Genomic DNA, 15,164 nt, shown 5'->3' with positions numbered 1-15,164 from the left:
CCCATGGTGGGATCAAGCGTTATCGCTATGACGACTTGGGGCGACAGGTTGCCCGTGAGGATGAGCATGGCGCACTAATCCAGTATCAGTGGGACGCCGCAGGACGCTTGCTGAAACTGATCCAGCCCAGTGGTGCTTGCAGGGAATTCAGCTACAACCCCTACGGCAAAATCATCGCCGAACGCGATGAACTCGGCCACGTCACCCGCTACGAATACGCCGATGGCCTGCACCTGATCAGCCGCCGCCTCAACGCCGACGGCACCCAGGTCAAGTACCGCTACGACAGCGCCCGGCTGCTCCTCACCGAGATCGAAAACGAAGCCGGCGAAACCTACCAACTCGACTACCACCTCAATGGCCTGATCCGCCAGGAAACCGGCTTCGACGGCCAACGCACCGCGTATGCCTACGACCTCAACGGCAACCTGCTGGAAAAAACCGAATACGGCGACGATGACAGTCAGCTCATCACCCGCTACCAGCGCGATTACGCCGGGCGCCTCGTAAGAAAAACCCTGCCCGATAACAGCACTATCGATTATGCCTACGACCGCCAAGGCAACCTCCTCAGCGTCGAAGACGGTCACTGGGCGCTGGCCTACGAATACGACCGCCAAAACCGCCTCACCGCCGAGCACCAAGGCTGGGGCACCCTGCGCTACGGCTACGACGCCTGCGGCCAGCTGAAAAACCTGTGCCTGCCAGACAACAACCGCGTCACTTTCAACCACGACAAAGGCGACCAACTCGCCACCGTCGAACTCAACGGAGAAGTGCTCACCTCCCATCTATTCAACAGCGGCCGCGAACACCAGCGCCAGCAAGGCCAACTGCTCAGCCACTACCACTACGACGATCAACACCGCCTGCATGCCCATGCGGTGACCCAGCAACAGAACCACCTCTACCAACGCCAATACGACTACGACAAAGCCGGCAACCTCACCCGCCTGCTCGACACCCGCAAAGGCGAACACCGCTACCACTACGACCCCCTCGCCCGCCTGACCCGCGCCGACCACTCCCAAGACGTACAGGAACGCTTCGGCCACAACCCCGCCGGCAACCTGCTGATGCAAGACCGCCCCGGCCCGGACATCGTCGCGGCCAACCGCCTGATGATCCAGGGCGACCGCCATTACGACTACGACGCCTTCGGCAACCTCATCCGCGAACGGCGCGGTAAAGGCCAGCAACTCATCACCGAATACCGCTACGACTGCCAGCATCGGCTGATCGGCATCACCCAACCAAACGGCCAAACCGCCAGCTATCGCTACGACCCATTTGGGCGGCGTATCAGCAAAACCGTCGACGGCAAGACCACCGAGTTTTTCTGGCAAGGCGACAAGCTGATTGCCGAACACCACGCAGAACGCCATCGAAGCTACCTCTACGAACCAGACAGCTTCCGCCCACTGGCGCTACTGGAAGGCTTCGGCCCCCAAGCCACAACGCCCTACCACTACCAACTCGACCACCTCGGCACCCCGCAGGAACTCACCAGCCCCGAGGGCGAAATCGTCTGGTCCGCCCACTACCGCGCCTACGGCCAGATCGCCCGGCTCGACGCGGGCAAAATCGACAACCCGCTGCGCTTTCAGGGTCAGTATTTCGATCCGGAAAGCGGCCTGCACTACAACCGCCATCGCTACTACAATCCGGATATTGGTCGCTACCTGACACCGGACCCGGTGAAGTTGGCGGGGGGGATCAATGGATACCGGTATGTGCCCAATCCGACAGGTTGGGCAGACCCGCTCGGACTGAACAGATGCCCAGGTACGGTAGGATGCGAACCATCCTTAGGCGCTGAAGATCCTTCAACTCCAGCATCAAGTAAGAAATCAGAACCCAACCTTCCGACTCCTCATAATGACGAAGAGTATCTTTTTCGCGGAGACAAAACCCCTCCAAACGAGGTATTCAAAAATGGCTTTAAAAGCAAAGGCGATAGCGAAGATTTGTACCTACACGCCATTGACAGTAATGACCCTCCCAGCAACTTCATAAGCACATCGCCATCTCGAGCAGTCGGGATCACTTTTGCTACCAGCTACGGAGATAAAAAGGGCTACTTGTATACACTTAAGAGTATTGAGGGGCATGATATAAATACAGAACTAGGCAAGCAGGCGCCATACCCGAAGGAGCTAGAATTCGCTATCCATAACAAAATCGACACAGAGGACATATTAGGCGCCACCCCAGTAAAGTCTGATGGAACTTACATTGGATATTCCATACCAAATCCCAACAGGAAATAAAATGAAAACTAAGAATATAAAGGTAATAATCAAAAACGAGCACAAGGAGGTCACCGTAAAATATGACCCAAGGAAGCTCATCATGACATTTTCAGAGGCCGACAACTTTAAAAAAGTCTATGAAGGGCATGACTTATATATTTGTCTCGCAAAAATCAGAGCAGACTTCCCGCATATAACTTTTTTATGCAAAGGGGCAAAAATAAACGTTAAACCATCAAGAATGGCTTCTCAGATGAGCGCGGGGCTCGTCGCATACGAAATGACTTTAGGTCAGCAAGCTACCAACGACGACATAGTCCATTTGTTTGACTACGAAGAGGAGAACCTAACAAACGACCCACAGGAACAAATTGATTTCTTCAGGAAATGGTTGGTGTCACTAGGTGCGCAAGATTACGAAAAATTTAACTAAGTTATGAGTGCTCCTACCCCTGTGATAAGCCCGCTCACCACAGGGGAGAAACGATGTCCTTAAATCCCCGCCAACGCCAAATCCATCGCAAAATACGTAAATATCAAATCCGCCCCCGCCCGCTTGATCGACCCCAACGTCTCGCGCACCACTCGGTCCTCATCAATCGCCCCAGCCTGTGCGCCGAACTTGATCATCGCGTACTCACCGCTCACCTGGTACGCGGCCACCGGCAGGCGCGAGGCTTCGCGGATGTCGCGGATGATGTCGAGGTAGGCCCCGGCTGGCTTGACCATCAGCGCGTCGGCGCCTTCCTGTTCGTCCAGCAGCGATTCGCGCACGGCTTCGCGGCGGTTCATCGGGTTCATCTGGTAGCTTTTGCGGTCGCCCTTGAGCGCGCTGCCGCCGGCTTCGCGGAAGGGGCCGTAGAGGGCCGAGGCGAATTTGGTGGAGTAGGCCATGATCGGGATGTGGGTGAAGCCGGCGTCATCCAGGGCGCGGCGGATGGCCTGGACCTGGCCGTCCATCGCGGCTGACGGGGCGATCACGTCGGCGCCAGCGCGGGCGGCGGCCACGGCTTGTTTGCCGAGGTTGACCAGGGTCGCGTCGTTGTCGACATGGGCGCCGTGCATCACGCCGCAGTGGCCGTGGTCGGTGTATTCGCAGAAACAGGTGTCGGACATCACGATCATTTCCGGCACGGCGTCCTTGATGATCGAGGACATGCGCGAAACCAGGCCGCGTTCTTTCCAGGTGTCGCTGCCGCTGGCGTCAAGGTGGTGGGACACGCCGAAGGTCATCACCGACTTGATGCCGGCGCGAGCGTAACGCTCGATCTCACCGGCGAGTTTTTTCTCGGGAATGCGCAACACACCCGGCATGCTGGCGATGGGCACGAAATCGTCGATTTCTTCTTCGACAAAAATCGGCAGTACCAGGTCGTTGAGGGTGAATTCGCTTTCCTGGAACAGGCCACGCAGCTCCGGGGAGCGGCGCAGGCGACGTGGGCGGGCTTGGGGGAACTGGCTGGTCATGGCAATCCTGAAAAATGGCTGAACACTTTGGGGCGAAAGCTTATGCCCCCAAGTCCTGGCAACACAAACGCCGAGGGGCCAATAGTGTATTGCCAGGCGCGTAACAATTCATTGATCTACAGCTGTAGACGCCCCTCGATACACAACGCCACCGCGCCGCCCACCCAGATTTCATCGCCCTGGCGCTCGATATAAATACGCCCTGCTCGCCCTATCGCCGTGCCTTGGCTGACCACGTAACGGTTGGGCGCCAGGCCTTCAGCGAGGAGCCATTGGGCCACGCCGGCATTCAAGCTGCCGGTGGCCGGGTCTTCGGCGGCGCCATCGCCAGCGACAAAAGCGCGCACTTCAAATTGCGCGTCCACCGCGTCACGCGTGGGGTCGCAGGGGGCGATCACCCCTACGGCCAGACCCTGGATTTGCGAATAGTCCGGTTGCAACGCAAGCACCGCCTCACGATCAGCCAACATCACCGCCAGCCAACCCGCACCATTGTCAACCCATTGGCTGCGCAAGATAGCCTCGGGCGCCAGGCCTAATGCCAGGCGCACGCGCTCCAGCAACGGCGCCTCCACCGGGCCGGCACGCAGCAATGGCGGCGCGATAAACGCCAGTTCATCGCCCTGACGGCGAATACGCACCAAGCCGATTTCGCACTCCTGGATAATCTCCTCCCCACGTGGCACGCCGCCAGCCTGCAACCAGGCGTGGCAACTGCCCAAAGTCGGGTGCCCGGCGAACGGCAGCTCCTTGAGGGTGGTGAAGATTCTTACCCGATAGTCAGCACGAGGGTCGCGCGGCGTCAGTAAAAACGTGGTTTCGCTGAGGTTGGTCCAATTGGCGAAGTCCGCCATCTGTTGGTCGGTGAAGCTATCGGCGCCCAACACAACGGCCAAGGGGTTGCCTTTGAGCGGTACGCTGCTGAAGACATCCAGTTGTTGAAAATCGAAAGTCGGCATGCTTCAGCTCGGAATGTTCAGGCCACGGATCACCGCCGGACGTGCGACAAAGCCGTCCAACGCGCGCAGTACGTTAGGGAAATCGGTAATGCCCACCAGGTCACCGGACTCGTAGAACCCAATCAGGTTGCGAACCCACGGAAAGATCGCAATGTCGGCGATGCTGTACTCGTCGCCCATGATCCAGGTGCGGCCCAACAGGCGCTTTTCCAGCACGCCCAGCAAGCGCCGCGATTCGGCGGCGTATCGATCACGCGGACGCTTGTCTTCATACGCCTTGCCGGCGAATTTGTTGAAGAACCCCAGTTGGCCAAACATCGGGCCGATGCCGCCCATCTGGAACATCAACCATTGCAGGGTTTCATAGCGGGTGGCCGGGTCTTCGGAGAGCAACTGGCTGGTTTTTTCCGCCAGGTAAACAAGGATCGCGCCGGATTCGAACAGCGCCAACGGCTGCCCGCTCGGGCCGTTGGGGTCGATGATCGCGGGGATCTTGTTGTTGGGGTTCAGGGACAGGAACTCGGGTGACAACTGGTCCTGGGTGTCGAAGCTGACCTTGTGCGCCTCATAAGGCAGGCCCAGCTCTTCGAGCATGATCGACACCTTGACGCCGTTGGGCGTGGGCAACGAATACAGCTGCAGGCGTTCCGGGTGCTGGGCGGGCCATTTGCTGTTGATCGGGAAAGCGGCGAGTGCGTTCATCGAGAACCCCCTGGACGGAAAGTCCCCATGATAGTCATCTGCCTGCCGTCGTGCATGGGTCATCGTTGCGCAACATTTGCCGGCTAGAATCCCGCGTGGGCGAACCAAAGCGCCCGAATGCACTCTTAAAGAGCGCCCGAAGAATGAAAGGAGGCGCTTTGCTTTATCGACAGGGAACACCGCAGGACGCTGATGCGTCACTGGGGCCGGGCTTGTCCGCCTTAACCCGACGCACGAAGACTCGAACCTATCATGAAGATCAAGCCTCTGCGCCTTGTGCCACAACTCAAACGTTATTCCTATATGGTATTGCCGCTGCTGCTGGTCAGCGCCGCCATCGTCACCGCCCTGGACGCCCGTGAAAGCCGCGCGCAACCGGTCGATGGCGTGCAAACCCTGGTATTCCTGCGCCATGGCGAAAAACCGGCCGGTGGCCTGGGCCAACTCAATTGCCAGGGCCTGAACCGCGCCATGAACCTGGCGACCCTGTTGCCGGAAAAGTTTGGCAAAGCCAACTATGTGTTCGCTGCCAACCCGACGCGCAATGTCGAGGAAGGCGAACTGGATAACTCCTACAGCTACATTCGCCCCTTGATCACCATCAGCCCCAGCGCGATCAAGCTTGGCCTGCCGGTGAACATCGAATTTTCAGCCAATGACACCAGCGCCCTGGCCGAAGAACTGGTCGAGGACAAGTACCGCAACGCGACGATCTATACGGCCTGGTCCCATGGTTACTTGCCGGAACTGATCAACAAAGTTGCCAGCGAAGCAGCCGGCGAAAAACACACCATTACCGATGATTGGTCTGGCAATGACTACGACTCCTTGTATGTGCTGACACTGACCTGGCACAACGGCAAGGCCTCGCTGCTCAGTCGCAACTATAAGCAAGGGCTGAATAACGGTGGGGAAAACTGCCCGGACCCGACCCAGGTCAGCGCAGATATCTGAAGCTTGGGCCGCAGGGGCGTATGATGCCAGGCTATCGACTCACCTGCGGATCCTCTCCATGCCCAACCTCGCTTCCACCCAGCCCAGCCGCGGCTGGGCGTTCTGGTGCAAACCTGCCCTATTTCTGTTGGTGGCCTGCATCGGCCTCTATTATGTGAAGTGGTCGCCCTACTACCTCAAGGCGTTTGTAGCGGCCGATAACCACAGCATTGGCGCCTCGATTCTCAATGACCAGCAAAGCTCGCCCCTGGCGGCGGCGCTGGCTTATGCCCAGGTGTATTTCCTGGCCATCTGGAAAGCCGCCGTACTGGCGGTGATCCTCGGCTCGTTGCTGCAAGTGTTGATCCCCCGCGACTGGCTGCTGCGCCTGTTTGGCCGCGCCGGGCTGGGCTCGACCCTGCGCGGTGGGCTGTTCGCCCTGCCGGGGATGATGTGCAGCTGCTGCGCGGCCCCGGTGGCGGCGGGCATGCGCCGCCAGCAGGTGTCGGTCGGCGCGGCGCTGGCATTCTGGATTGCCAACCCGGTATTGAACCCGGCCACCCTGGTGTTCATGGGCTTTGTGCTGGGCTGGGGTTTCACCGCGTTGCGGCTGGTGGCGGGGATTGTGCTGGTGGTGGGCGTGTCTTTGGTGGCACAGCGCATTGCGCGCCCGGACCAAGTGCCGGAAGCCGCACTGGAAGCCGTTGCCGACGTCAGTACGGCGGAATCGCAACCGTTCCTGAGCCGCTGGTTACGCACCCTGTGGCAGCTGTTCTGGAGCACTATCCCGGTGTATATCCTGGCGGTGCTGATCCTCGGCGCGGCGCGGGTATGGCTGTTCCCCCACGTGGACGGGGCGATGGCCGACAGCCTGGTGTGGCTGGTGCCGCTGGCGATTGTGGGCACGCTGTTTGTGATTCCGACAGCGGCAGAGATTCCCATCGTACAAACCATGATGGCCCTGGGCATGGGCACCGGCCCGGCCGTGGCCTTGCTGATGACCCTGCCGAGCGTGAGCCTGCCGTCGCTGTTGATGCTGCGCAAGGATTTCGATGCGCGGGTGCTGGTGACGGTGGCCGGGTTGACCATGCTGGTGGGGGTGGTGTGTGGGTTGATTGGGGCGGTGATTCTTTAGTGATGCGCCAAGGCTGACGGCCTCTTCGCGAGCAAGCCCGCTCCCACATTTTGATTTGTGAACAGGATCAAAATGTGGGAGCGGGCTTGCTCGCGAAGGGGCCCTAGCAATTAACCGATCAACCCCGCCGTACACTACGCTCACGCAAATACTCCACCACCTCACCCTGCGCCCCGGCAAACTCGATACGCGCGCCCTTGCTCTCGCGCTGGAACGCATACATCGGGTCGTAATACTCACGCAGCAAGCCTTCAATCCATACCCGGTGCAGGTCCACTGCGCCGCTGCGTGCCTGTTCGGCCAGGGCATCCTGTAACACCGCCTGCAGCCGTTGGAAACGCTCACCTCCCAGGCGCTTGTGAATATTGGCCATGCTCAGGGTCAAACGTTCAGCAAACAATGCCTGGCCAACGTCACCAAAAACGCCAATAAACTCAGCGCACAAGTCAACGACGTAATCCTTGAGGATGCGCTCTACACGGCCTTCAACACTGTCTTCCAGCCATACCATGGGAAAGGTCTGCATCCCCTTGTGCAGCGGCAATGGCAGCGCACAACTGCCGATCATGCGGCTCTCGTCCTCGACCACAAACTGCTCGATACCGCCTGCGCGCTTCTTCAGCACATCCACCGCCAGGCGGTTTTCGAAGTCGATATTGGAGGGTTGCGCCGTGGCGCGCTTGCCGAAGCTGGAGCCACGGTGGTTGGCGTGGCCTTCCAGGTCCAGAGCATTACGCAGTTGGCCGAGCACTTCGGTCTTGCCGGTGCCGGTCATGCCGCCCAGCAGTACGAAGTCACACTGGGCGGTCGCCTGCTCCAGGGTTTCCAGCAGGAAGGTGCGCATGGCCTTGTAGCCACCGCCGACGCGGGGGTACTCGATGCCCGCTTCGGTTTTCAACCATTGCTGCACGATCTGCGAACGCAGGCCGCCCCGAAAGCAGTACAGGTAACCCTCGGGATGGGCCTGGGCAAACTGCGCCCACTGTGCGATGCGCTCGGCCTTGATTGCCCCGGACACCAGTTCATGCCCCAGCACGATCGCCGCTTGCTGGCCTTGCTGCTTGTAACAGGTGCCGACCCGCTGGCGCTCATCGTCGGTCATCAGCGGCAGGTTGATCACCCCGGGGAACGCGCCCTTGGTGAATTCGACCGGCGCGCGGGTATCCATCATCGGGCGGTCATTGAGGAAAATGTCGCGGTAATCGGTGATGTCCGTCGCCATCAAATCACCTCAACCGCGTTGGTCTGTCGCTCCAGCAGTTCACCGATAGGCTCAAGGGCCAGGCCCAGCTCGGCGGCCACGGCGTGGAACTCGGCATCACCTTCGGGGGTAACGGCGATCAGCAGGCCACCGCTGGTTTGCGGGTCGCACAGCACGCGCTTGTGCAGCTCCTGCACGCGCCCCAGCTTGCTGGCGTAGCTCTCGAAGTTGCGCAAGGTGCCACCCGGCACACAGCCCTGGTCCAGGTAATACTCAACCCCCGGCAAGCGTGGGACTTTTGCATAGTCGATGCGGGCGGTCAGGCCACTGCCGTCGGCCATTTCCACCAGGTGGCCGAGCAGGCCGAAACCGGTGACATCGGTCATGGCCGTCACACCGGCCAACTTGCCGAAACGGCTGCCCGGCTTGTTGAGGGTGCACATCCAGTCACGCGCCAGGCCGATATCCGCCTCGCGCAGCTTGCCCTTCTTCTCGGCGGTGGTGAGGATGCCGATGCCCAAGGGCTTGGTCAGGTACAGGCGGCAACCGGCAGTGGCCGTGTCGTTACGCTTCATATGGCGCTTTTGCACGATGCCGGTCACGGCCAGGCCGAAGATCGGCTCCGGCGCATCGATGGAATGCCCGCCCGCAAGCGGAATGCCAGCCGCGTCGCACACCGCCCGACCGCCGCGAATTACTTCGCGGGCAATCTCCGGCGCCAGCACGTTGACCGGCCAACCGAGAATGGCGATGGCCATCAGGGGGTCGCCGCCCATGGCGTAGATGTCGCTGATGGCATTGGTGGCGGCAATGCGGCCGAAGTCGAACGGGTCGTCGACAATCGGCATGAAAAAGTCCGTGGTGGACACCACGCCGCGCTCGTCGTCGATGGCGTACACCGCCGCATCGTCGCGGGAGGCATTGCCCACCCACAGGTTGGGGTCGAGGTTCTGTGCACCGCTGCCCGCAAGGATCACTTCCAGCACCTGGGGCGAAATCTTGCAACCGCAACCCGCACCGTGGCTGTACTGGGTAAGGCGAATCGGCTCGTTCATGGGGGACCTCAAGCTATCAAGTGGGCCGATTCTAGCAGACAGCAAAAGGCCGGCTGGGCTCTTGTGAGCACAGCCGGCCTGTTTGTTCAGCGATTACTGACGCGCAGCGAGCAAACGTGCGTGCCGGTTACGCCGGGCGATGTTCAAGCATTCGATCGCCGCCGAGAACGCCATGGCCGCATACACGTAGCCTTTTGGCACGTGGGCGCCGAAGCCTTCGGCGATCAGCGTCATGCCGATCATGATCAAGAAGCCCAGGGCCAGCATCACCACAGTCGGGTTGTCGTTGATGAACTTGGCCAACGGTTCAGCGGCCACCAGCATCACGATCACCGAGACCACCACGGCAATGATCATGATCGGCAAGTGCTCCGTCATGCCCACGGCGGTGATGATGCTGTCGATGGAGAACACCAGGTCGAGCATCAGGATCTGGCCGATGGCAGCGGCAAAGCCGATGGTCACGGTGTTGCTGACGGTGGCCTTCTCTTCAGGCTCCGGGTCCATGCTGTGATGGATCTCGGTGGTTGCCTTCCACACCAGGAACAGGCCACCGGCGATCAGGATCATGTCCTTCCACGAGAACGCTTGGCCGAACACTTCAAACACCGGTGTCGTCAATTGCACGATGAACGCGATGGTGCTCAGCAAGCCCAGACGCAAGATCAACGCCATGCTGATACCAATGCGCCGCGCCTTGGCCCGGTGCTTCTCTGGCAATTTGTTGGTGAGGATCGAGATAAAGATCAGGTTATCGATGCCCAGCACGATTTCCATGACGATCAAGGTCGCCAGTGCGACCCAGGCGGTGGGGCTGGCGGCCAGTTGTAAAAGGTAATCCATAGGTCAGTCCTGACGTTTTAGTGCTGGGGAATTAGGTTTCTTTGGTGTCGGATTCAGCGTCGTTTTCGGCGTCTTTTTCCTGCTTCTCAGGGCTGATCAAGCCCTGGGTTGCTTCACTCAATGCCTGCTCGGCGGCCTTGTGGGTGTCGTCGATGGCCTGCTTGGCCGACTCGGTGGCTTTGCCCAACACCTGTTGCGCGCTTTTCTCGACTTGATCACAGCCGCTGACCACTATCAATGAAAGCGCAAGCAACGACGCCGCGCCCAGGGAATTGAGTTTCATGATGTATTCCTCGTTAGAACCATTGGGCCCAAATAGTGGCCCCTCGATAGCGAGGCATTCTATGCAGGCGAACAGTTCAGGAAAATTCGTATTTTTCTCGCGTATACTTCGATTTTTACGAAGTGTAGGTCGCGATGCTCAATTATCGACAACTGCATTACTTCTGGGTGGTGGCCAAGACCGGCAGCATCGTGCGCGCCTGCGAGCAGTTGAACCTCACGCCGCAGACCATCAGCGGGCAGATCAGCCTGTTGGAGCAGACCTACGGTGTTGCCCTGTTTCAGCGGGTCGGGCGCCAGCTTGAACTGACCGAAGCCGGGCGCCAGGCGCTGCCCTACGCCGAGCAGATGTTCCAGACCGGCAATGAACTGGAGGCGATGCTGCGCGCCCAGCCTGACGAGCAGCAGATTCCGTTCCGGGTCGGGGTGGCGGATGTAGTGCCCAAGTCCATCGTGTACCGGTTGATCGCGCCGACCATGGAGTTGAGCGAACCGATCCGCATCACCTGCCGTGAAGACAAACTCGAACGTTTACTGGCCGACCTGGCGATCCAGCGCCTGGACCTGGTGATTTCCGACAGCCCCATGCCCACGCACTTGGACATCAAGGGCTACAGCCAGAAGTTGGGAGAATGCGGCATCAGTTTTTTCGCCACCCAGGCGTTGGCTGACCAATATGGCGGCGATTTCCCACAGTGTTTGCAGGGTGCGCCGCTGTTGATTCCAGGGGCAGAGACCGTGGTGCGCAGCCGTTTGCAGCGCTGGTTTGCCGAACAGCAGATTCAGCCGCGCATCATCGGCGAGTTCGACGACAGCGCCTTGATGCAGGCGTTTGGGCAATCGGGCAGCGGGATCTTTATCGCGCCCAGCGTGATCGCCGATGAGGTGGTGCGCCAATATGGCGTGGCGCTGATCGGCCAGACCGATGCAGTGACCGAGTCGTTTTATGCAATCTCGGTGGAGCGCAAGGTCAAGCACCCCGGCATTGTGGCGATTACCGAGGGTGCCCGGCGGGAGTTGTTTACCGCCCTGCCCTGATCACTCAGGCATTGAGCGCCGTGGATTTGGCGGTCATCAGCCACAGTGCCAGCAGGATCGACACCAGGATAAACCCCGAAGCGGCAAAGCCCAGGCTGCCCAGGCCGAGGGTGTCGATGACATGCCCGCCCACCATCGCACCCAGGCCAATGCCGAGGTTGGCCCCGGCAATGTTCAGCGACGCCGCAAACGCTGGCGCATGGGGCGCAGCCTTCATCAAGCGCACATGGCTGACCAGGAACATCGCCGCCTGGGTCACGCCCCACACCGCCATCGCCGCAGCCAGGCCGATGGTCGAGTGAATCGCCGGCACCACCGCCACCATGCCCGCGATCATGAACCCGCAGAACACCATGGACGCGATCAATGGGTGACGATCCACGGCACGTCCGCCCAGGGAATTACCGATCAGCCCGACCGCGCCAAAGCCCATCAGGCACCAGCCCACCAACGTGCCGTCGAAGCCGGCCAGGCGCTCAAGAATATCTGCCAGGTAGGTATAGGCGGTGAACATGCCACTGAACACCAGGATCGACAGCAGGATATGCCCCTGCATCACCGGGCTGCGCAGGATCTTGAATTGTGAGCGCAAGCTGGCCTGCTGGTGCTTGGCCTGGGTAGCCGGCAGGTAGATATACAGCAGTAACGCCTTGGCCAGGGCGATCACCGCGAGCACCGCAAACGCGGTGCGCCAGCCGAACATATCGGAAATCAGCGTGCCCACCGGAATACCAAACACGGTGGCGCACACAATGCCGAAGCCGATTTTTTCAATCGCACGCCCGGCGAACTCAGGGCCGACAATGTCTACCGCCGTTTCGCTGGCCAGGGCCCAGAACACTGGCAAGCCCAGAGCAGGGATCAAACGGGCCACGGCCATCACCCAGATATTCGGTGCCAATGCCGCCACGGTATTGGCCGCCGCGAACATGATCAGGATACTGATAAACAGCCGCTTGCGCGGGAACCGCGCGCAGTAGGCGGTGAGGAACGGGCCGAACGCGGCCACGGTGAACGCGAACAGTGTCACCAGCAGCCCGGCCTGGGACACGCTGACGTTCAGGTCCCGAGCAATCGACGGTAACAGGCCGACGATGACGAATTCTGTGGTCAGCACGGTAAAACCGGCGGCTGACAGCAGCAGGATAGGAAACAACATGAAAACTCCAGAAACGACGACATCAACGACAGCCCTAAGGGCCCGCTGACGGAGAGGAAAGATGAGAGGGGTGAATCTTAACAGAACATGTCTGGATTTGACCAAGTCCGACTGAAACGGGTGACGGAATGCCGCAGCAAACAAGACGCTTCCCACAGCATGCTAGACTTCGCGCCTACTTCCTACAGTGCTTTCTGCCTGCAATGCTGTGCCCTACTAAAAAAACTAGAGACAACTCTTTATGACTGCTGCCCCCTCCCTGTTGCAACGTTTAATGCGCGTCAGCCTGGTCACCCAAATTGTCATCGGCCTGATCGCCGGGATCGTGCTGGCCCTGCTGTTACCCGAGGCCGCGCGCGCCACTGGCTTTATCGGCAAGGTGTTTGTTACGGCGCTGAAGGCTGTCGCGCCGATCCTGGTGTTTGTGCTGGTCATGGCTTCGATTGCCAACCATAAGCATGGCCAGGAAACCCATATCCGCCCGATCCTGTTCCTGTACCTGCTCGGCACCTTTGCCGCCGCCGTGGTTGCGGTGGTCGCCAGCATGATGTTTCCGTCGTTCCTGGTATTGGCGACCCATGACGCCACGGTGAGCGCTCCTGGAGGCATTGGCGAAGTGTTGCAGAGCCTGGCGCTCAGCGTGGTGGATAACCCGGTCAGCGCGCTGATGAACGCTAACTTTATCGGCATCCTGGCCTGGGCCATTGGCATGGGCATCGCTATTCGCCATGCCGGTCAAACCACCCGTACGGTATTGGACGACTTGTCCAACGGCGTCACCCTGATCGTGCGCGTGGTGATCCGCTTCGCCCCGCTGGGCATCTTTGGCCTGGTGGCCTCCACCCTGGCCACCTCGGGTTTCGGCGCCCTGCTCGGTTATGCCCACCTGCTGGTCGTGCTGATCGGCTGCATGTTGTTCGTGGCGCTGGTGATCAACCCGGCCATCGTGTTCTGGAAACTGCGCCGCAACCCGTATCCGCTGGTGCTGATGTGCCTGCGCGAAAGCGGCATCACCGCGTTCTTCACCCGCAGCTCGGCGGCGAACATTCCGGTCAACCTGGCGTTGAGCAAACGCCTGGGCCTGCATGAAGACACCTACTCGGTGTCGATCCCCCTCGGCGCCACCATCAACATGGCCGGCGCCGCCATCACCATTACCGTGCTGACCCTGGCTGCCGTGCACACCCTGGGCATCGCCGTGGACATGCCGACCGCCGTGCTGCTCAGCGTGGTCGCTGCGGTATGTGCCTGTGGTGCATCGGGGGTGGCGGGTGGTTCGCTGCTGCTGATTCCGCTGGCGTGCAGCCTGTTCGGCATCCCCAGTGAAATCGCCATGCAGGTAGTGGCTGTCGGTTTCATCATCGGCGTGCTGCAGGACTCGGCGGAAACCGCACTCAACTCGTCTACCGATGTGCTGTTTACGGCGGCGGCGTGTTTGGGCAAGGAAGAACAGGCCGCTTAACACAGCCCCATAAAAAAGCCCGGTGCCGTTCGCAGAGAACGGCACCGGGCTTTTTTGTATCTGCGGGTTTAGAACGCGCCCATATAGTCGCGCTTGCCCACTTCCACGCCGTTATGACGCAGCAGTGCATAAGTGGTGGTGACGTGGAAGAAGAACTGCGGCAGGCCGTAGGTCAGCAGGTAGGACTGGCCACTGAAGCGCTTCTCTTTCGGGGTGCCGGGGCGGGTAACGATCTCGATGCCTTCCTTGCCGTCGATCTGCTCGGGCTTGATGGTGTCGACAAAGGCCAGGACTTTGGCGATCAGCGCCTGCAGGTCGGCAAAAGTGACTTCGCTGTCTTCGTACTTGGGTACTTCGATCTCGGCCAGGCGTGCGGATACACCTTTGGCGAAGTCCACAGCGATCTGTACCTGGCGCACCAACGGGAACATGTCCGGGAACAGCCGCGCTTGCAGCAACGCATTGGGCTCGATGTTCTTGGCGCTGGCGTGGGCTTCGGCTTTGTTCAGCACATCGCTGAGGGCGTTGAGCATTTGCTTGAAGACCGGGATGGAAGCGGCGTACAGGGAAATAGTCATGACAGTCTCACGGTAATGGCGGGGTTGGAACCAGCCGCGATTATAGCCATGCCTGGCGCTTGTCTTTTATTTTTTCAAGCTTAGGCTAAGGGGCTTCA

Annotated in this window: 15 protein-coding genes; 6 read left to right on the top strand and 9 right to left on the bottom strand. The window is 60.0% G+C overall.

The window, feature by feature from the left end:
• Together MF6394_RS30585 and MF6394_RS30580 are read left to right on the top strand one after the other, a co-directional pair.
• The coding region (locus MF6394_RS30585; RefSeq protein WP_177345163.1) for an RHS repeat-associated core domain-containing protein at positions 1–2,270 on the top strand (2,270 nt) is incomplete at its 5' end.
• 1 nt (position 2,271) lies between these two features.
• A complete protein-coding gene (locus MF6394_RS30580) occupies positions 2,272–2,685 on the top strand; it encodes a hypothetical protein (RefSeq protein WP_034125790.1) in 414 nt (137 codons plus the stop codon).
• Between the two features lie 59 nt (positions 2,686–2,744).
• Here MF6394_RS30580 and hemB read toward each other — a convergent pair whose 3' ends face one another.
• The 3 genes from hemB to MF6394_RS30565 all read right to left on the bottom strand — a co-directional run bounded on the left by hemB (position 2,745) and on the right by MF6394_RS30565 (position 5,380).
• Complete coding sequence (gene hemB, locus MF6394_RS30575; RefSeq protein ID WP_078468164.1) at positions 2,745–3,719, bottom strand: porphobilinogen synthase; 975 nt, start codon at positions 3,717–3,719, stop codon at positions 2,745–2,747.
• Positions 3,720–3,835: 116 nt separating this feature from the next.
• On the bottom strand, positions 3,836–4,678 hold the full coding sequence (locus tag MF6394_RS30570; RefSeq protein WP_078468163.1) for a PhzF family phenazine biosynthesis protein: 843 nt from the start codon (positions 4,676–4,678) through the stop codon (positions 3,836–3,838).
• A gap of 3 nt (positions 4,679–4,681) precedes the next feature.
• Positions 4,682–5,380, bottom strand: coding sequence for a glutathione S-transferase N-terminal domain-containing protein (locus MF6394_RS30565; protein ID WP_003190312.1), 699 nt, complete (start codon positions 5,378–5,380; stop codon positions 4,682–4,684).
• A gap of 252 nt (positions 5,381–5,632) precedes the next feature.
• On the opposite strand from MF6394_RS30565, the gene MF6394_RS30560 reads away from it, so the two are divergent.
• Both MF6394_RS30560 and MF6394_RS30555 read left to right on the top strand, forming a co-directional pair.
• Positions 5,633–6,334, top strand: coding sequence for a hypothetical protein (locus tag MF6394_RS30560; protein ID WP_034125794.1), 702 nt, complete (start codon positions 5,633–5,635; stop codon positions 6,332–6,334).
• A gap of 58 nt (positions 6,335–6,392) precedes the next feature.
• On the top strand, positions 6,393–7,448 hold the full coding sequence (locus MF6394_RS30555; RefSeq protein WP_044273121.1) for a permease: 1,056 nt from the start codon (positions 6,393–6,395) through the stop codon (positions 7,446–7,448).
• A gap of 118 nt (positions 7,449–7,566) precedes the next feature.
• Here the strand turns inward: MF6394_RS30555 and mnmH are convergent, their stop codons facing one another.
• The 4 genes from mnmH to MF6394_RS30535 all read right to left on the bottom strand — a co-directional run bounded on the left by mnmH (position 7,567) and on the right by MF6394_RS30535 (position 10,830).
• Positions 7,567–8,670 (bottom strand): tRNA 2-selenouridine(34) synthase MnmH, encoded by a 1,104-nt coding sequence (mnmH, locus tag MF6394_RS30550; RefSeq protein ID WP_078468162.1) that lies wholly within the window; start codon positions 8,668–8,670, stop codon positions 7,567–7,569.
• Positions 8,670–9,704 carry a selenide, water dikinase SelD gene (selD, locus tag MF6394_RS30545; protein ID WP_020302053.1) on the bottom strand — a complete coding sequence of 345 codons (1,035 nt, stop codon included), beginning with the start codon at positions 9,702–9,704 and terminating at the stop codon, positions 8,670–8,672. The genes mnmH and selD overlap by 1 nt, the downstream gene beginning before the upstream one ends.
• A 93-nt stretch (positions 9,705–9,797) precedes the next feature.
• Positions 9,798–10,547, bottom strand: coding sequence for a TerC family protein (locus MF6394_RS30540; RefSeq protein ID WP_014717958.1), 750 nt, complete (start codon positions 10,545–10,547; stop codon positions 9,798–9,800).
• A gap of 31 nt (positions 10,548–10,578) precedes the next feature.
• Positions 10,579–10,830 (bottom strand): hypothetical protein, encoded by a 252-nt coding sequence (locus MF6394_RS30535; RefSeq protein ID WP_032892480.1) that lies wholly within the window; start codon positions 10,828–10,830, stop codon positions 10,579–10,581.
• Positions 10,831–10,964: 134 nt separating this feature from the next.
• Here MF6394_RS30535 and nhaR point away from each other — a divergent pair, with 134 nt between their 5' ends.
• Entirely contained in the window at positions 10,965–11,867 is a 903-nt protein-coding gene (gene nhaR, locus MF6394_RS30530) for a transcriptional activator NhaR (RefSeq protein ID WP_047710513.1), read from the top strand.
• A 4-nt stretch (positions 11,868–11,871) separates the two neighbouring features.
• Here the strand turns inward: nhaR and MF6394_RS30525 are convergent, their stop codons facing one another.
• A complete protein-coding gene (locus MF6394_RS30525; protein WP_044273118.1) occupies positions 11,872–13,026 on the bottom strand; it encodes an MFS transporter in 1,155 nt (384 codons plus the stop codon).
• 241 nt (positions 13,027–13,267) lie between these two features.
• Between MF6394_RS30525 and sstT the strand changes: the two genes are divergently transcribed.
• On the top strand, positions 13,268–14,488 hold the full coding sequence (gene sstT, locus MF6394_RS30520) for a serine/threonine transporter SstT (RefSeq protein WP_047710512.1): 1,221 nt from the start codon (positions 13,268–13,270) through the stop codon (positions 14,486–14,488).
• Between the two features lie 68 nt (positions 14,489–14,556).
• Here the strand turns inward: sstT and MF6394_RS30515 are convergent, their stop codons facing one another.
• A complete protein-coding gene (locus MF6394_RS30515) occupies positions 14,557–15,066 on the bottom strand; it encodes a DUF1993 domain-containing protein (RefSeq protein WP_044273114.1) in 510 nt (169 codons plus the stop codon).
• Positions 15,067–15,164 lie beyond the last annotated feature (98 nt).

Origin of the sequence: Pseudomonas sp. MF6394 (assembly GCF_002018845.1) — a bacterium.
Taxonomy (GTDB): domain Bacteria; phylum Pseudomonadota; class Gammaproteobacteria; order Pseudomonadales; family Pseudomonadaceae; genus Aquipseudomonas; species Aquipseudomonas lactis.
The sequence above is the reverse complement of the archived record's forward strand: the minus strand, read 5'-3'. Positions and strand labels throughout refer to the sequence as shown.